The sequence below is a fragment of the Streptomyces hainanensis genome, from assembly GCF_004348415.1.
Classification (GTDB): Bacteria; Actinomycetota; Actinomycetes; order Streptomycetales; family Streptomycetaceae; genus Streptomyces; species Streptomyces hainanensis.
Genome location: NZ_SMKI01000156.1, coordinates 1 through 15,242, shown reverse-complemented (window position 1 = coordinate 15,242; position 15,242 = coordinate 1). Strand labels below are relative to the sequence as shown.

General features: G+C 72.4%; 18 protein-coding genes and 1 pseudogene. 6 read left to right on the top strand and 13 right to left on the bottom strand.

Features of this window, described 5'->3' with window-relative positions; all coding sequences use genetic code 11:
• Positions 1 to 2 precede the first annotated feature (2 nt).
• The 6 genes from E1283_RS16375 to E1283_RS16350 form a co-directional block, all read right to left on the bottom strand.
• Positions 3 to 602 carry a TetR/AcrR family transcriptional regulator gene (locus E1283_RS16375; protein ID WP_132818784.1) on the bottom strand — a complete coding sequence of 200 codons (600 nt, stop codon included), beginning with the start codon at positions 600 to 602 and terminating at the stop codon, positions 3 to 5.
• Positions 603 to 712: 110 nt separating this feature from the next.
• The gene (locus E1283_RS16370) at positions 713 to 1,381 is read right to left on the bottom strand and encodes a response regulator (protein ID WP_132818783.1); all 669 of its coding nucleotides are present in this window, start codon (positions 1,379 to 1,381) and stop codon (positions 713 to 715) included.
• Entirely contained in the window at positions 1,378 to 2,727 is a 1,350-nt protein-coding gene (locus E1283_RS16365; RefSeq protein WP_243744880.1) for a sensor histidine kinase, read from the bottom strand. Before E1283_RS16365 ends, E1283_RS16370 begins: the two co-directional genes overlap by 4 nt.
• 35 nt (positions 2,728 to 2,762) lie before the next feature.
• On the bottom strand, positions 2,763 to 3,611 hold the full coding sequence (locus tag E1283_RS16360; protein WP_132818781.1) for an ABC transporter permease: 849 nt from the start codon (positions 3,609 to 3,611) through the stop codon (positions 2,763 to 2,765).
• Entirely contained in the window at positions 3,611 to 4,540 is a 930-nt protein-coding gene (locus E1283_RS16355) for an ATP-binding cassette domain-containing protein (RefSeq protein ID WP_132818780.1), read from the bottom strand. Before E1283_RS16355 ends, E1283_RS16360 begins: the two co-directional genes overlap by 1 nt.
• 150 nt (positions 4,541 to 4,690) lie before the next feature.
• Entirely contained in the window at positions 4,691 to 5,632 is a 942-nt protein-coding gene (locus E1283_RS16350; RefSeq protein ID WP_132818779.1) for a LysR family transcriptional regulator, read from the bottom strand.
• Positions 5,633 to 5,728: 96 nt separating this feature from the next.
• Here E1283_RS16350 and E1283_RS16345 point away from each other — a divergent pair, with 96 nt between their 5' ends.
• The gene (locus tag E1283_RS16345) at positions 5,729 to 6,748 is read left to right on the top strand and encodes a YeiH family protein (RefSeq protein ID WP_132818778.1); all 1,020 of its coding nucleotides are present in this window, start codon (positions 5,729 to 5,731) and stop codon (positions 6,746 to 6,748) included.
• A gap of 88 nt (positions 6,749 to 6,836) precedes the next feature.
• Here E1283_RS16345 and E1283_RS16340 read toward each other — a convergent pair whose 3' ends face one another.
• Positions 6,837 to 7,514 carry a lytic polysaccharide monooxygenase auxiliary activity family 9 protein gene (locus E1283_RS16340; RefSeq protein WP_132818777.1) on the bottom strand — a complete coding sequence of 226 codons (678 nt, stop codon included), beginning with the start codon at positions 7,512 to 7,514 and terminating at the stop codon, positions 6,837 to 6,839.
• A 202-nt stretch (positions 7,515 to 7,716) separates the two neighbouring features.
• Here E1283_RS16340 and E1283_RS16335 point away from each other — a divergent pair, with 202 nt between their 5' ends.
• On the top strand, positions 7,717 to 9,450 hold the full coding sequence (locus E1283_RS16335) for a cholesterol oxidase substrate-binding domain-containing protein (protein WP_132818776.1): 1,734 nt from the start codon (positions 7,717 to 7,719) through the stop codon (positions 9,448 to 9,450).
• A gap of 18 nt (positions 9,451 to 9,468) precedes the next feature.
• On the opposite strand, the gene E1283_RS16330 is transcribed toward E1283_RS16335, so the two are convergent.
• Positions 9,469 to 9,879: a hypothetical protein gene (locus E1283_RS16330; RefSeq protein WP_132818775.1), complete on the bottom strand. Its 411-nt coding sequence runs from the start codon at positions 9,877 to 9,879 to the stop codon at positions 9,469 to 9,471.
• A 172-nt stretch (positions 9,880 to 10,051) separates the two neighbouring features.
• A complete protein-coding gene (locus E1283_RS39865) occupies positions 10,052 to 10,309 on the bottom strand; it encodes a hypothetical protein (protein WP_132818774.1) in 258 nt (85 codons plus the stop codon).
• Between the two features lie 19 nt (positions 10,310 to 10,328).
• Here E1283_RS39865 and E1283_RS39860 point away from each other — a divergent pair.
• A pseudogene (locus E1283_RS39860) lies at positions 10,329 to 10,415 on the top strand (IS5/IS1182 family transposase); the annotation flags it as partial.
• A gap of 101 nt (positions 10,416 to 10,516) precedes the next feature.
• Here the strand turns inward: E1283_RS39860 and E1283_RS16315 are convergent.
• The gene (locus E1283_RS16315) at positions 10,517 to 11,455 is read right to left on the bottom strand and encodes an NmrA family NAD(P)-binding protein (RefSeq protein WP_132818773.1); all 939 of its coding nucleotides are present in this window, start codon (positions 11,453 to 11,455) and stop codon (positions 10,517 to 10,519) included.
• A 96-nt stretch (positions 11,456 to 11,551) separates the two neighbouring features.
• Positions 11,552 to 12,442 carry a pirin family protein gene (locus tag E1283_RS16310; RefSeq protein WP_132818772.1) on the bottom strand — a complete coding sequence of 297 codons (891 nt, stop codon included), beginning with the start codon at positions 12,440 to 12,442 and terminating at the stop codon, positions 11,552 to 11,554.
• Positions 12,443 to 12,529: 87 nt separating this feature from the next.
• Between E1283_RS16310 and E1283_RS16305 the strand changes: the two genes are divergently transcribed.
• Complete coding sequence (locus E1283_RS16305) at positions 12,530 to 12,877, top strand: winged helix-turn-helix transcriptional regulator (protein ID WP_132818771.1); 348 nt, start codon at positions 12,530 to 12,532, stop codon at positions 12,875 to 12,877.
• 73 nt (positions 12,878 to 12,950) lie between these two features.
• On the opposite strand, the gene E1283_RS16300 is transcribed toward E1283_RS16305, so the two are convergent.
• Positions 12,951 to 13,337, bottom strand: coding sequence for an ATP-binding protein (locus E1283_RS16300; RefSeq protein ID WP_207930422.1), 387 nt, complete (start codon positions 13,335 to 13,337; stop codon positions 12,951 to 12,953).
• 11 nt (positions 13,338 to 13,348) lie between these two features.
• Positions 13,349 to 13,702, bottom strand: coding sequence for a hypothetical protein (locus E1283_RS16295; RefSeq protein ID WP_132818769.1), 354 nt, complete (start codon positions 13,700 to 13,702; stop codon positions 13,349 to 13,351).
• Between the two features lie 246 nt (positions 13,703 to 13,948).
• Here E1283_RS16295 and E1283_RS16290 point away from each other — a divergent pair, with 246 nt between their 5' ends.
• On the top strand, positions 13,949 to 14,830 hold the full coding sequence (locus tag E1283_RS16290) for a helix-turn-helix domain-containing protein (protein ID WP_132818768.1): 882 nt from the start codon (positions 13,949 to 13,951) through the stop codon (positions 14,828 to 14,830).
• The gene (locus tag E1283_RS16285; protein ID WP_132818767.1) at positions 14,820 to 15,020 is read left to right on the top strand and encodes a DUF397 domain-containing protein; all 201 of its coding nucleotides are present in this window, start codon (positions 14,820 to 14,822) and stop codon (positions 15,018 to 15,020) included. Before E1283_RS16290 ends, E1283_RS16285 begins: the two co-directional genes overlap by 11 nt.
• Positions 15,021 to 15,242: the final 222 nt, after the last annotated feature.

Genomic DNA, 15,242 nt, shown 5'->3' with positions numbered 1-15,242 from the left:
GGTCAGCTGTTCCGCAGGGCGGGCAGCAGCGCGTCGTCGATGAAACGCGCGAGGTAGTCGGTGTCCGCGTAGCTGTCCTCGAACAGCGGGCGGGAGAGCAGCGCGGCGAAGAGCATCTGCGGCATGAACGCCGTCGCGGCCGGCCGGCCGGGCAGCTCGCCGCGCTCGACGGCGCGACCGACGAAGGACATGACGTGTTCGTGCTCCGGCTCGATCAGGGTCTCCCGGAGCGCCCTGGCCAGGTCGGGATCGGTGAGCACGACGTGGGCGAGGCCGGCGACGAGCGCGGTGTCCTTCTCGGCCTGGGCCGCGAACATGCCGACGAAGGCCAGCAGGTCGCCGCGGAGCGTGCCGGTGTCGATCACGCTCGCGTCCACCGGGCGGGTGGCGTACAGGGCGGCGGCCACCAGCTGCGGCTTGCCGGGCCACAGGCGGTAGAGCGTCGCCTTGCTGCACCGGGCCCGCACCGCCACGGCGTCCATCGTCAGCGCCTCGTAGCCGACCTCCCGAAGCACCTCGACGGCCGTGGTGAGGAGTTCGAGCTCCCGCTCGGGAGTCATCCGCGGGCGGCGGACCGGGGTCGACGACGATTCGGCGGACATCGCGCGGCTCCTTGTTCGGTACGAAACGGTTCCGTACCAAAGTAGCCGGCGAGACGGGAGAAACGCAAACGTTCTTTATCTCGGGGGCGGGGCCGGGCCGGCGTCCGGGGCTACGGCCTGGCCCTGACCAGGCCGGCGTCGTAGGCGGTGATCACGGCCTGGACGCGGTCGCGCGCGCCGATCTTGGCGAGGACCCGGCCGACGTGCTTCTTCACCGTCGACTCGGTGAGGACCAGCCGCTCGGCGATCTCCGCGTTCGTCCAGCCCTGGCCGATGGCCACCAGCACCTCGCGCTCCCGCTCGCTGAGCGCCCGCAGCCGGGGATCCTCGGTCGCGGCGGTGCCGGGCGGCGCGAGCACCTGGTGGGCGTAGGCGTCGAGCAGCCGCCGCGTCAGGCTCGGGGCCACGACCGCGTCGCCGGTGGCGACGGCCCGGATGCCGGCCACCACCTCCTCGGGGCGGGCGTCCTTGAGCAGGAAGCCGCTGGCGCCGGCCCGCAGACCCTCGTACGCGTACTCGTCCAGGTCGAAGGTGGTCACGATGAGCACCCGGGTGCGGCCGCCGGCGGCGACGATCCGGCGGGTCGCCTCCAGGCCGTCCATGCCGGGCATGCGGACGTCCATCAGGACGACGTCGGGTCTCAGCTCGGCGGTGAGGCGGACGGCCTCGGCGCCGTGCTCGGCCTCGCCCACCGGGGACAGCCCCGGGGTGCCCTCCAGGAGCATGCGGAAGCCGAGGCGCTGCAGGGGCTGGTCGTCGGCGATCAGCACGGTGGTCATGGCAGGTGCTCTCCTGGTGCCGGCGGCGTGGGCGCGGCGGCCGGGGCGAGGACGACGTCCACCACCCAGCCGTGCCCGGTGTCGCGGTGGCCGATGGTGACGGTGCCGCCGTACATGGCGGCTCGTTGCCGGATGCCGACCAGCCCGTGTCCCGGTCCCTCGGCCGCGGACCCCGGCCCAGGTCGCGGCCCCGGCCCCGGCCCCGGTCGCCGGGGGGCGTCGGGTGGGGGGCCGGTGTCGGCGACCCGGATGCGGACGCCGTCGGCGCCGTGCGCCACGGTGACCCGGGCGGTGGAGCCGGTGCCGGCGTGCTTGAGGGTGTTGGTCAGCGCCTCCTGGACGATCCGGTACACGGTGAGTTGGAGGCCGCCGCCCAGGGAGTCGAGGTCGCCCACGGTGCGGTAGGTGACGCTCAGCCCCGCCGCCCTGACCCGGGTCAGCAGCGGGTCGAGGTCACGGATCCCGGGCTGGGGGCTGAGGGCCCGCTCGTGCTCCTGGCCCTCCCGCAGCACGCCGAGCACCAGGCGCAGCTCGCCCATGGCCTGCCGGCCGGTGTCGCCGAGGAGGCGCAGGGCCTCGGCCGACCGCTCGTTCCGGTGGGCGGCGAGGGTCGCGGCGCCGTCGGCGAGGCCGACCATCACCGACAGGTTGTGGCCGACGATGTCGTGCATCTCGCGGGCGACCCGGGACCGCTCGGCGGCGGCGGTGAGGCGGACGCGTTGGTCGCGCTCGATCTCCAGCCGCGCGGCCCGGTCCTCGAGCGCCGCCAGGTACATCCGGCGGATGCGGAGCGTCAGGCCGACGGCGACGGCCGCCGTCACCGTGCCCAACAGGAAGAAGAGGCCGAGCAGCGGATGCTCGACCCGCACCAGCACGCAGGCGGCCAGGGTCACCTGGGCGACCGTCAGCGCGACGGCCCAGCCGAGCACCCGCAGCGAGCCCTGCCTGGCCAGGGTGAACAGCGCGACGAGGGTGCTGATGCCGGCCTGCAGCCACACGCCGAGCGAGAACTGGACGAGGGACACCAGCGCGATCACGAGAAAAGTGACGGTCGGCGCCCTGCGGCGCCACCACAGCGGCACGACGAGCGCGACGGCGAGGACCACCAGCAGCGCGAACGGCAGCTCCCGGCGGTCGCCCGCCTCGCCGAAGGGGCCGTGCGTGCCGTCGGAGAGCAGGTCGGGCAGGGCGACGGCGGCGACCAACAGCACCACGGCGGTGTCGAGCAGCCGGGGATGCCGCCGGTCGAGAGCCTGCCCACGCCGCCGCGCGCGGACCAGGTGACCGAGGAGCGGGTGTGCCCGGACGGCGTCGTCCTCGGCGGTCGGCGCCCGTTCCGGACTCATGGACCCCATTGTCACCTCTGTCACCTCGCCGCCGCTCAGGCGTCGGTTCGGACCAGCCGCAGGGCCGCGCCGGCCAGCGTCAGCGCCACCCAGCCGGCGAAGACCGCCAGGCCCGCCCCCGGCGAGAGGGCGTCGGCCGACTCGTGCAGCGCGTAGGCGGCCGACCCCGCGTTGCCGGGGAAGTAGGGGCTGACCGTGTCGTACCAGGCGTCGGGCAGCAGCGACGCCAGTCCCGGCAGGACCAGCAGGACGCCGACCAGGGCCGCGATCGCGCCGGCGGAGGAGCGCAGCAGCGCGCCGAGGGCCACGCCGAACACCGCCACGAGACCGAGGTAGACGCCGGCGCCGACCAGGCTGCGCAGCACGCCGTCGTCACCCGCCGAGAGCGAGATCGCCTCGCCGTCCAGGCCGGGAGCGCCGAGCAGGAAGGCGGCCAGCGCGCCGACGGTGGAGAGGAGCAGGGCGACGGGCCCGATCACGGCGGCCTTGGACCACAGGACCGGCAGCCGGCGCGGCACGGCGGCCAGGGTGGAGCGGATCATGCCGGTGCTGTACTCGCCGGCGGACAGCAGCACCCCGAGCACGCCGACGGCCAGGGACGCGAAGGTCACGCCGGTCAGGGCGAGGCTCACCGCGTCGCTGTCGCCGCCGGAGGCGCCGGGGCCGGGCGGCCCGCTGGGCGCGACGGCGTCCGGGCTGTAGGTGTAGCTGGCGATCGCCCCGAAGAGGACCAGCAGGAACACCCCGACCCCCAGGGTGATCCAACTGGAGCGCAGCGACCAGAACTTGGCCCATTCGGAGCGCAGCACCCGGACGCCGGTCACCTTCTGGCGCGTCGGCGCGGGCGCCGCCGAGGGGCGCCGGAGCGCGGTGGTGGTGGTCATCAGGCGGCCTTTCGGTCGGCGTCGGCGGGAGCGCTCTGGTACTCCACGGCGTCGCGGGTGAGCTCCATGAACGCCGCCTCCAGTGAGACGGCCTGCGGGGTGAGCTCGTACAGCGGCACCCCGTGCTGCGCGGCGACGATCCCGATCTCCCTGGCGTCACGTCCGGAGACCAGGAGTTCCTCGGCCGAGGAGGAGCTGATCGTGACCTCGGGGGCCGCCAGCAGCGCCCGCAGCCGCATGGCGTCCGGGGTGACGACCCGCACGCCGCCGCCGCTGGCCTGCCGGGTGAACTCGTCGACCGAGGTGTCGGCGAGCAGTCGGCCGCGGCCGATGATCACCAGGTGGTCGGCGATCAGCGCCGTCTCGCTCATCAGGTGCGAGGAGAGCATCACCGCCCGGCCCTCGTCGGCCAGCCCCCGCAGGAGGTTGCGCACCCACAGCACGCCCTCCGGGTCGAGGCCGTTGACCGGCTCGTCGAGCATGACGATCGCCGGGTCGCCGAGCAGCGCGGCGGCGATGCCGAGCCGCTGGCCCATGCCGAGGGAGAACGCGCCCACCCGCTTGCCGGCCACGCTGCCGAGCCCGGCGAGGTCGATGACCTCGTCCACCCGGCGACGCGGAATGCCGTGGGTGTGCGCGAGCGCCAGCAGATGGGCGACCGCCGTGCGCCCCGGATGGACGGACTTCGCCTCCAGCAGGCTGCCGACCTCGTGCAACGGCGCGGCGTGCCGGGCGTAGGAGCGCCCGGCCACGGTGACCGAGCCGCCGGTGGGCGCGTCCAGGCCGATGATCATGCGCATCGTCGTCGACTTGCCCGCGCCGTTCGGACCGAGGAAGCCGGTGACCTCTCCCGGCCTGACGGAGAAGCTCAGGCGGTCGACCACCGTCCTGTCCCCGTACCGCTTCGTCAACTCACGCGCTTCGATCATGGATGTCGGCCTCTCCTGCGTCCTGGCGAACCGGTCGCGAACCCGCCGCGACCCGGTGTCTTCGACGCTATGAGGCCGTTCCGCCCCGTCCCTGGGACCGCGGGGGAATCTTCGGCGCCCGAGTGGTACCGCGGTACCACTCCGGCGGGGCTACGCCGGCACCGCGCCGGAGGCCGCGCCCGGCGCGAGGTCGGGGCGGTGGCGTCGGGTGACGGCGAGGAGTTCGGCGGCGGGGCCGGCGAGAGGGCGTTCCGGTGCCCAGACGGCGCGCAGGACGCGGCGCAGCTCGATGCCCTCGACCTCGATCGCCACCAGGCGGCGGTCGGCGAGGTCGGTGCGGACGGCGAGTTCGCTGATCACGGCCGGGCCGGTCCCGGCGATCACGGCGTTGCGCACGGCCGTCGCGGATCCCAGCTCCAGCAGCGGCCGGGGCTCGGCCGCCCCCGCGCGGCGCAGCGCCTGGTCGAGGGTCTCGCGGGTGCCGGAGCCGCGCTCCCGAAGCACCAGTGGCGCGGCGGCGAGTTCGGCGGCGCTCAGCGGCCGGCGGCGGCGCGCCCAGGGATGGTCCGGCGCGACGACCACCAGCAGGCGGTCGTGGGCGACCCGCCGGGCGGCCAGCCCGGCGGGGGCGCGCGGCGACTCGATGAACCCGAGATCCACCGCGCCGCCGCGCAGCAGCTCGGGGACGTGCTCGCTGTTGGTCACCTGGAGCCCCACATACAGCTCCGGCCGCATCCGGCGCAGTTCGCCGAGCCACCCCGGCACCAGGTACTCGGCCACCGTCATGCTCGCCGCGACCCGCAGCTCGGCGTCCCGCCTGGTACGCAGCGCCTCCGCGCCGGTGAGCAGGGCGTCCAGGTCCTGGAGCACCAGCTGGGCCCAACCCGCCACGGCCCGACCCGCGTCGGTGAGCCGCGATCCGCGCCGCGACCGCTCCACCAGCACCAGCCCGAGCCGGCGCTCCAGGGTGGACAGCCGCTTGCTGGCCGACGGCTGCGTGAGACCGAGCCGCGCCGCCGCCCCGCTCAGACTCCCCACGTCTCCGACGAGGACCAGCAGGCGCAGCGATTCCAGGTCCGGCAGCTGGCTCATGTCCTCAGGGTAGGGCCGTCGGTCATGCCGTCGGGGAATGACATCCCCCCGAGTTGACCGGTACCGCGTTCCGCGCCGCGGGATGACGATCAGGTCATGACCACAGCAGGACACCTCGTCGGGCGCCTCCCGGACGTCGCCGGGCCGGCTCGTTCCCTGGCCCCCGGGCTGCTCGCGGTGGCCGCCGGCACGGCCGCCGCGTTCTGCCTCAACGGGCTGCTGCCCGCGGTGAGCGCCCTCACCGTCGCGGTGGTGCTCGGGGTCGCCGTGGGCGGTCGCCTGCCGGCGAGGGCCAGGGAGGGGCTGGACTGGGCGACGCGGAGGTTCCTGCGGCTCGGCGTCGTCCTCCTCGGCCTCCAGCTCGGGCTCGGCGAGGTCTTCGGGCTCGGCGCGGGCCGGGTGCTGGCGGTCGTGGTCACCGTGCTCGTGGCCTTCTTCGGCACCCTCCTGCTCGGCCGGCTGATCGGGGTGTCGCGGGGGTTGGCGCTGATGGTGGCGACCGGGTTCTCCGTCTGCGGCGCGTCGGCGATCGCGGCGATGGACAGCGTCACGGAGAGCGACAGGGAGGACGTGGCGACCGCCGTCACCCTCGTGACGCTCTACGGAAGCGCCGCGATCGCCCTCGTACCGTTCGCCGGCCAGGCGCTCGGCATGGGCCCCGAGCACCTCGGCGCCTGGGCGGGACTCTCCGTCCACGAGGTCGCCCAGGTCGTCGCGGCCGCGTCGCCGGCGGGCGCCGGGGCGGTCGCCGTCGCCGTCGTCATCAAGCTGACCAGGGTCGTGCTGCTGGCCCCGATGGTCGCCGGCGTCAGCATCGCGCGGCGCCGACAGGGCGGGGCCCCGACGGGGAGGCGACCGGCGATCGTTCCGCTGTTCGTCGTCGGTTTCCTGCTGATGATGCTGGCGCGCAGCGGCGGCCTCGTCCCGTCGGCCGCGCTGTCCGGCGCCGAGGTCCTCACCACGCTGCTCTTCGCCGCCGCCCTCTTCGGTCTCGGCACCGGCGTCAGGCTCGGCGCGCTGCTGCGCGCGGGGCGGCGCGGTCTCGTCCTGGGCGCCCTGTCCACGCTGCTCGTCGCGGGCGTCGGCTACGGCGCGCTGGCCGCCGTCGCCGCCTGAGGGGCGGGGTGGACCGGTCGGGGCCGGACCGGGCGCCGCCCACCGGCCCCTGAGGGACCGGTGGGCGGACGCGGGTCGGTCGGGCGGCTCAGGTGAAGTTCACGTCGCTGCAGATGAAGTAGGTCTGGTCCAGGTGCGATGCCTGCCAGATCGTGTAGACGATGTGGTGGCCGCTGCGGCCGGGCGCGCTGACGTTGAAGGTGATGTCCTGGGCCGGCGGGTAGCTGCCGGTCGTCGCCACCTGTTCGAGGTCACCCCAGCCCAGGGCGTCCGTGGTGGGGTCGAAGCCCTGCCGGGTGACGTACACCTCGAAGAAGTCGGCGCCGTGGCTGGCCGTGTCGTACAGGTGGACGCTGAAGTTGTTGTCGACGTCCGTCGTGGTCCAGGCGCCCGGCCGGTCGAGCGAGGTGGCGAGGCCGCCCTGGGCGTCGTTGGCGCTGCACAGCTTCCCGTCGGGGATGGCGGGCTGCCAGTTCCCGGCCAGGTTCTCCCGGAACAGGCTCATCCAGTTCCACATGGTGTTCGGGTTGGCCTGGAACGCCTGCCAGCACATGGGGTCTTCCGTCGCCATGTCCGGATTCAGGTGGTCGTTGCCCCAGCGCTCCCAACAGCCGTAGCTGCGGGACGCGGGGTCCACGATCGAGCCGTGGGCGCTGGCCGACTCGGTCCAGGGGCCGATGAACAGCGTGAGCAGGGCGACGATGCCGGCCAGCACCGTCGAGACCACCCGCGGCGTTCGGCGGCGTGTGGGGGTGTCTGCGTACATTGCGCGGTCTCCGTCTTCCGGAAGGGTGTGGGGGGTTCAGCGGGTTTTCCGGTACGGGAGCGCTCCCAATGTCGGGACCGTAGTCGAGGAAACGTCGGCGAAACAGTCCACATCTCCGCCAAGTTCCGGCGCCGGCCGGCCAGTCGGGGTGCGGCGGGCGGCGGTGTTCCGGTGAGCCGTCGGGCGGCCTACATTCTGTGGCATGTCGACCACACCAGGATTACCCTCGCGGCGCGGGGTGTTGCGCGCCGCCGCCGCTGCCGGGGCGGTGGGGCTGGCCGGCGGGCGGGCCGTCGCGGACGGTGCCGCGCCCGAGCTGCCGGCCGGCCTGACCGCGCACCGGTCGCCGTACGTCAACTGGGCGGGCGAGATCGCCCACCCCGGGCTGTGGACCTGCGCGCCGCGCACCGCCGCCGAGGTCGTCGACCTCGCCAACTGGGCGCACGCCGAGGGCTGGCGGCTGCGGCCGCGCGGCAAGGCGCACACCTGGTCGCCGCTGACCATCACGCCCGGCACGGCCCCGGACGCCCCGGTGTTGCTCGTCGACACGACGGCACACCTGACGGCGACGGAGCTGGTGACCCCGCCGGCCGGCGCGCCGGGGGCGGTCAGGGCGCAGACGGGGGTGACGCTGGAGACGCTGATGGGGTTCCTCGCCGAGCACGGTCTCGGCGTGACCAACACCCCGGCGCCCGGCGAGCTGACGCTCGGCGGCACGCTCGCCATCGACGCGCACGGCACCAGCGTCCCGGCGGACGGCGAGGCGCCCAGGCCCGGCCACACCTACGGCTCGCTCAGCAACCTCGTGTTGGCCGTGACCGCCGTGGTGTGGGACGAGGCGAGCGGGGCGTACGCGCTGCGCACCTTCGAGCGCGGCACCGATCCCGAGTGCGACGCGCTCGCCGCCCACCTGGGGCGGAGCTTCGTGGTCGAGGTGGTGCTCCAGGCCGGCGAGGAGAGCGCGATGCGGTGCGTCAGCCGGGTCGACGTCCCGGCCGACGAGTTGTTCGCCGCGCCGGGCAGCCCGGAGGCGGCCGGCGGGCGGACGTTCGCGGACTTCGTGGCGGCCGGCGGGCGGGTGGAGACGATCTGGTTCGCGTTCACCGACCGGCCCTGGCTGAAGGTGTGGAGCCTCAGCCCGGAGCGTCCCGCCACCTCGCGTCCGGTGCTCGGCCCCTACAACTACCCGTTCTCGGACCTGGTGCCCACCCCCGTGTCGCGGCTCGCCGGGCGGCTGCTGGCCGAGGGCGCCTGGTATCTCGCGCCGACGCTCGGCGCGTTGCAGTACACCGTCGCGGCGACCGGCCTCACGGCGACGCTCGCCGGCGACCTGTGGGGCGCCTCCCACCACCTGATGTTCTACCTGCGGCCGACGACGCTGCGGGAGACGGCCAACGGGTACGCCATCCTCACCCGGCGGGCCGACGTGCAGCGGGTGATCGCGGAGTTCGCCGGCTTCTACCGCGAGCGGCTGGAGGCGTGGGCGGCGGCCGGGCGGTTCCCGGTGAACGGGCAGGTCGAGATCCGGGTCGGCGGCCTCGACCAGCCGACCGACGTGGCCGCCCCGGGGGCGCGGCCGCCGCTGCTCTCGGTGGTGCGTCCGCACCCGGACCACCCGGAGTTCGACTGCGCGGTGTGGGTGGACGTGCTGACGCTGCCCGGCACGCCGGGCGCGGCGGAGTTCTACCGGGAGTTGGAGCGGTTCTGCCTCGCGACGTTCGACGGCGGCCACGCGCTGACCCGCGTCGAGTGGTCGAAGGGCTGGGCCTACACCGAGACCGCCGCGTGGGCGGACCGGGAGGTCGTCGGGACCGTGGTGCCGGGCTCGTACGGTGCGGGGCAGTGGGCGGAGGGCACCGAGACGCTGCGCCGGCTCGACCCGCACGGCGTCTTCGGCAACGCGTTCCTCGACGACCTGACGGCCCACCGCGGCTGAACGGGGCACGGCGTGGGGTCAGTCGTCCACGCAGCAGCCGAAGTCCTGGCCGTCGCGATCGTCGTACTCCTGCCGTGACTCCGTCTGCTCGCTGCCGAAGACGACGTTCCCGGCCGCCAGTTGCTCCGGCCGGAACGTCAGGTAGCCGTAGCCGCCCCAGGCGAAGTCGGCACGCAGTTCGTAGGTGGTCGTGGCGTCCAGGGGGACGGTCAGGGGGTGCGGCGTCGTGTAGCCGTCGGGCGTGACGCCGAGGCGTATCTCGCGCGACGGCTGGCCGTGGCCGGCCTCGACGCGCCACAGCAGGAACCGCTTCTCGAACTCGATGTTCTCGCCCACCAGATGGAGGCTCAACTCGACGATGCCGTCGTCCTCCGAGCAGACGCGCTGGCCGACGACCGGATCGGCGGCGTCGCCCTGGATGTAGAGCATGTTGTACGGGGGTGTGCACGCGCTTGACAGGAGTGCCAGACAGAGGACGGCTAACGCTCTTCCCCACCGCATGCCCGGAGTCTAGGAGCGGCAGGGCGCCGTGAGGTCCCGAGCCGATATCGGCTGGATCGCGGTCGCCCGGCCCGTGGGACGCCGAGGTGGTGGGACTTGGTCAGAGGTAGATGTCGTGCACGAGGTCGCCAGGGAGCGGGACGCGCCATCCCCCGGGGGCGAGGCGGCGGAACCAGTGCGGCAGCGCGATCGCTCCTTCCACGACCCAGGGGTTCATGCCCAGGCCGGAGCCGTGCCGGGCGAGGTGCGGGGTGATCTGGAACCGGCGGACCTTGTCCCGGTAGACCTCGTGGTCATGGCCACGGTCGGCGTACAGCTGCTCGGGGCGGCGCGGTGGCTGGCCGCGCCTACCGCGCATCGGCTGGATGGCCTGGATCAGCGGGATCCGCCGGGAGTTTCTGCCCCAGGAGCTGGGCTTCGGTTCGGGGATGACCTGCTGGCGACGGCTACAGCACGAACAGGATCCCGCACAGCACCCTGTGGAGACGATGCCGAGCAACGCGTTCACGCCCTTGACCTTGCTGTATCCGTTTCCGGTGCCTTGTTTGGGCCACGGCGGTGGATCTCAGACAGCGGTCGGCCACTCGCCTCGGCGCCGAGCCGCCTGGGACACCGCGAAGTGCGCCGCGCCCCGGCCCGCCAGATACGCAGCCACCGAGGTCGGTATCACGTCCGGGTAGTCCGCGTTGCGCACGTCCCGCAACGAGGCCGTTCCGTCGAACATCGCAACCTGGGCTTGCAGCGCTACGTACTCGACCACGCTGGATGCCGTGAACTGTCGACGCGCGATTTCCGCGCGCAGATCGTCGAGGGTACCCCTGCGCACCAGTTCCCACCGCCGCCCGGACGCCGCCTCGATCTCGTTCCGCAGGTCCAGCATGGTCAGCTGTTGGCCGACCACGTGCACCTCGCGGCCCGCGGTCTTCGGGTCGAGCGCGATCGCGGCCGTGAACGCGGCGGTGTCCGCGATCGTGGTGATGTCGATCGGGCGCATGCCGTCGCCCCATACCGAGAACGTGCCCGCGACCGGGTCGAGCACCTCGTGGATCGGGCCAAGAAAATATTCCGGGAACGCGCCGATCGCCACCGATGTGCGCGCGACCGTCGAGGTCGCGAACGCGTCCGCGAACACTCGGCGCAGGTCGGACAGCACGTTGATGCCGTAGCCGTACCCGAAGAGGTTGATCGAGAAGTCGGACGGAATCATACGGTGTACGCCGGCCCGCTCCGCGGCGCGCAGCAGCTCCCGCTGTCCGTCGATGATCACCTCCGGCCCACCTTGGACTGCGGACACCACGACCTCCGCACCGTCGACGTGCCGCCGCAGCGCGTCGGAACCGTCTGCCAGGTCGCCGACGCACAGTGTCAGATTCGGGTGTGCCGCCAGCTTGTCCGTTGAGGACTTACGGACCAGCGCGCGTACGTCCGCGCCGCGCTCCAGAAGGTTCTTCACGATCAGGCTGCCGAGGCTACCGGTCGCGCCCGCCACCAGTACTGTCGTCATCACGGTTGCTCCTTGTTCGATCTGCTTGTGGATGGGGCGGTCGCCCGGTGCGGTGTCGCGAGATCCGGGCGGCTGATCCTCGGTGGGCGTGGTCGATCAACCCCCGGCGGGCAAGCGCGTGTGCCTGGGGACGCTGCCGAACTTGCCGGAATGGAAGTCGCGGTAGGCCTGGACGATCTCGGCCTGGCTGTTCATCACGAACGGGCCGTGGGCGACGACGGTCTCCCCGATGGGCCGGCCGGAGAACAACATCACCTTTGTCTGTTCGTCGGCGTCGCGGGCGGACAGGGCCAGCGTGGTCGGGTCGCCCTGCCGGGACACGGGATCGGACCAGGCGATCTGTCCCGCACGTACGGTTCGCCCGGCGACCGTCAGGCAGCCCGCGATCACGTACGCGAAAGAGCGTTCGCTCCCGTCGAGTACCTGCCGGTACTCGGCTCTCGGGTCGAGCGTGATCACCATGCCCAGAATCGGCCAGTGATTGACTGCCGGCCCGCGCACTGCCCCGGCCTCGCCCGAGATCACCTGGACCAGGACACCCGGCTCGGTATGCACGGCGTGGCCACCGGCCCGCAGGTCCTGGTAGCCGGTGGGTACCGACTTCTGACGCGACGGAAGGTTGAGCCACATCTGGATCACATGCGCGTGCTCCGCGCGCGCAGCGACCTCGCGGTGGATGACGCCCCGTCCGGCCGTCATCCACTGCACGTCTCCGGACCCCAGGACACCGGTGTTGCCCATACTGTCGCCGTGCTCCAGGGCTCCGTCCAGAACGAGGGTCACGGTCTCCATCCCGCGGTGCGGATGCCACTCGAACCCTGGCTGATTGACCCGTTCCTCTCCCATGAGCAGGAACGGGTCGGTCCAGGAGTCGTCGCCCGGCGGAATGATCAGCGCACTGCGGTCGGACATGGGGGTCGGACCGATGTCCACCTTGGCGACAACCCGGTCCACCCGTCGGTCCGTCGGCGCGGTTCGTGCGGTCATGGCGCCCTCCCTCTCGTCGGCCTGGAAAAGCATCCAACCCGGCGGTCCGCATCGACAAAGGGCACCGAAGTTACTTACTTTGGAGAAGTGACCAGACCGTCTGACTCTCCTGTCGACGAGGAGAGCTGCCACCGCATCCTGCGCGCGCTCGACATCCTCGGGGTCCGCTGGACCGGACCGATCCTGCTCGCCGGAGCCCGCGGCGCCCGCCGGTTCAAGGAGTACCGCGCTCTGGTCCCGGGCATCTCGGATCCGCAGCTGACACTGCGACTCAAGCAGCTGCAGAGCCGTGGGCTCATGGAACGTACGGTCGTCCCCAGCACGCCGGTCCAGATCACGTACGCCCTCACTCCTGACGCCGAAGAGCTGATCTCCGCCCTTCAGCCGTTGTCGCACTGGAGCGAACGAAATCTCCCTACGCGAAGCGAGGCGTGACGCGGCGCACGATGAGACGCGCGGTGACCTGCCGTTTCTTCGGCTTCGCAGCCATCAACCGGTGGATCCGGGCTCAGAAAACGCGTTTGAACTCGGTCCACACGAGCTTGCCGGGCCCGTTTCTGGCGGTGACGCCCCAGTCGTCGGCGAGTTGCGAGACGAGGAATAGGCCGCGGCCGCCGTCGTCCGTATCGGTGGGGTTGTGGAGGCGCGGCTGGCCGTCGCCACTGTCGTGGACCTCGACCCGCAGTCGGTGGTCCGCCAGGTCGAGACGCACCAGGAAGCCGCGGCCGGCAGGCGCCGCGCGCAGGGCGTTGGTGGCGAGTTCGGAGACGCACAGCCGGACGTCGTCGGCGCGGTCGGCGACCTGCCATAGGCACAGGGTCGCGGCGGCGAAGTCGCGGGCCCTCCGCACCGCCGTCGGGTGGCGGTTGAACAGTTCTTCGCGGTGTCGGCGCATGGTTGTCGGCCTCATCTCTCGGGCTCGGTGGCGGCCCGCAGATGACGGGCGGCCCGTTCCAGGACCAGGGCCAGGAGCGGTGCGTGGTCCTCGACCGGGTGCTGTTCGGCGTCCAACTCGCGCCAGGAACGGGCGATGACGAGGCGCACGTCGAGCGGACCGGCCGCGCCGCCGGAGGCGGAGCCCTCCGCCAACTCGGCACACGCCTCGACCACGTCGCGTACGAGCGTCCGGGCGGGCAGGGGCAGTTGGGCGATGGCTGCGGCTGCGCCTGCGGCGTAGATCAGCGCGCCGCACTTCTGGCAGTGCCGGCCGTCGCCCTCGGTGGACAGCTCGCCAGGGTGGGGACAACCGGGGTTCGTCATGCCGCCTCCCAGGGGGCCCGATGGCCTTCCGCCACGGGCTGGACCACGGCTCCGTCCGTGATCGGGGCGATACGCACGGCAACCGGTGGATCAAGCGTGGCTGCGTGCGCTCAGGCAATGCAAGACTTCATTCAGTAGATCCGGTGCCCTTGTCCTCAGTTGGTTGACTTTCGTTGCGAATAGAGGAGTTCCCGCTCTACGTTTGATGGGTCCTCGGCACTACAAGGCGAAGACGGGAGACGGCGAATGCCGGAGGGAACAGCTGGATCAACGGTGCCGAGGCGCCAGTTGGGGCGATATCTGCGTGATCTGCGGAACCGAGCCGGAATGACGGTGCGCGGGTCGGCGAAGGCGCTGGAGTGGAGCGAGCCGAAGCTGTGGCGGATCGAGACGGGGCAGGTATCCATGCGCAGTCTCGACGTGCGCAACATGTGTGAGATCTACGGCGCTCCGGCCGAACTCACGGAAGCGCTGATGGGCCTGGCCAAGGAGACGAAGTCCCGAGGCTGGTGGCACGCGTACGGCGATGTGCTGCCGGAATGGTTCGACCTGTTCGTGGGGCTTGAGGAGGCCGCGTCGGATCTGGCGTGGTACGAGAACGAGTTGGTGCCTGGGCTGCTTCAGACCGAGCGTTACGCGGCGGAGATCACTCGCATCCACGTCCCCGACCTGTCCGAGGAACAGGTCGACCAGAGGGTTCGGTTGAGGGCGGATCGGCAGCGGATTCTCCACCGGCCCGCCGGCGCGCCGACTCTTCACGCCGTGCTGAACGAGGGGGTACTGCACCGGGCCGTCGGGGGAACCGCCGTGATGGCCGAGCAGTTGGCTCATCTCGTCTACGTCTCCGAACAGGCGAACGTGCTGCTCCGTGTCGTACCGTTCGCGGCAGGAGCACATCAGGGGGTCATCAGCGGCCCGTTCATTGTTCTCCGCTTCCCGGAGGACGCGCGTGGGAACGCCGAGCCACCAACGGTGTACAAGGACGGGTTCACAGGCGGGCTGTATCTCGACAAGGCCACCGAAGTGAACCGGTACACCGCTGCGTTCCAGGGCATTTGGGACAGCGCGGCGGACGAGAAGGCATCGCAACGACTGATCGCTGAGGCGGCGAGGGGCTATGAAGACTGAGGGCGCGGGTGCGCGGTGGAGCACGTCGAGCTACAGCAACGGTGAGGGGGCTTGCGTCGAGGTGGCCCTCGGCGACACGGTCGGGGCGCGGGACACCAAGCACCACGGCACCGGCCCGGAACTCTGGGTGTCGGCGGATGGCTGGCGGGCGTTCCTCGCGGGTGCCGTCGACGGGGAGCTGACCGCGTAGCGACGAACAGCGCCCCGGCGATCTGCCGGGCCGGGGCCCGTGGGGTGCGGCGGCGGGCCGGGGGTCCGGCGCCGCACCCGTTCGGCGCCGGGGGTTACGGCGTCAGGTCGGCGTCGTCGGCCGCCGTGAGGACGGCGGTGTGTTCGGTGGGGGAGAGGAGGCCGGCCGACTGCCACTCGTCGGCGACGGCGCGGGCGACCGCGGCGCCGGAGGCCGAGAGCT

Excerpts from the sequence above, each read along its gene's own strand:
- E1283_RS16375 (WP_132818784.1), bottom strand. The coding sequence starts at position 602 with ATGTCCGCCGAATCGTCGTCGACCCCGGTCCGCCGCCCGCGGATGACT.
- E1283_RS16370 (WP_132818783.1), bottom strand. The coding sequence starts at position 1,381 with ATGACCACCGTGCTGATCGCCGACGACCAGCCCCTGCAGCGCCTCGGC.
- E1283_RS16365 (WP_243744880.1), bottom strand. The coding sequence starts at position 2,727 with ATGAGTCCGGAACGGGCGCCGACCGCCGAGGACGACGCCGTCCGGGCA.
- E1283_RS16360 (WP_132818781.1), bottom strand. The coding sequence starts at position 3,611 with ATGACCACCACCACCGCGCTCCGGCGCCCCTCGGCGGCGCCCGCGCCG.
- E1283_RS16355 (WP_132818780.1), bottom strand. The coding sequence starts at position 4,540 with ATGATCGAAGCGCGTGAGTTGACGAAGCGGTACGGGGACAGGACGGTG.
- E1283_RS16350 (WP_132818779.1), bottom strand. The coding sequence starts at position 5,632 with ATGAGCCAGCTGCCGGACCTGGAATCGCTGCGCCTGCTGGTCCTCGTC.
- E1283_RS16345 (WP_132818778.1), top strand. The coding sequence starts at position 5,729 with ATGACCACAGCAGGACACCTCGTCGGGCGCCTCCCGGACGTCGCCGGG.
- E1283_RS16340 (WP_132818777.1), bottom strand. The coding sequence starts at position 7,514 with ATGTACGCAGACACCCCCACACGCCGCCGAACGCCGCGGGTGGTCTCG.
- E1283_RS16335 (WP_132818776.1), top strand. The coding sequence starts at position 7,717 with ATGTCGACCACACCAGGATTACCCTCGCGGCGCGGGGTGTTGCGCGCC.
- E1283_RS16330 (WP_132818775.1), bottom strand. The coding sequence starts at position 9,879 with ATGCTCTACATCCAGGGCGACGCCGCCGATCCGGTCGTCGGCCAGCGC.
- E1283_RS39865 (WP_132818774.1), bottom strand. The coding sequence starts at position 10,309 with ATGCGCGGTAGGCGCGGCCAGCCACCGCGCCGCCCCGAGCAGCTGTAC.
- E1283_RS16315 (WP_132818773.1), bottom strand. The coding sequence starts at position 11,455 with ATGACGACAGTACTGGTGGCGGGCGCGACCGGTAGCCTCGGCAGCCTG.
- E1283_RS16310 (WP_132818772.1), bottom strand. The coding sequence starts at position 12,442 with ATGACCGCACGAACCGCGCCGACGGACCGACGGGTGGACCGGGTTGTC.
- E1283_RS16300 (WP_207930422.1), bottom strand. The coding sequence starts at position 13,337 with ATGCGCCGACACCGCGAAGAACTGTTCAACCGCCACCCGACGGCGGTG.
- E1283_RS16295 (WP_132818769.1), bottom strand. The coding sequence starts at position 13,702 with ATGACGAACCCCGGTTGTCCCCACCCTGGCGAGCTGTCCACCGAGGGC.
- E1283_RS16290 (WP_132818768.1), top strand. The coding sequence starts at position 13,949 with ATGCCGGAGGGAACAGCTGGATCAACGGTGCCGAGGCGCCAGTTGGGG.
- E1283_RS16285 (WP_132818767.1), top strand. The coding sequence starts at position 14,820 with ATGAAGACTGAGGGCGCGGGTGCGCGGTGGAGCACGTCGAGCTACAGC.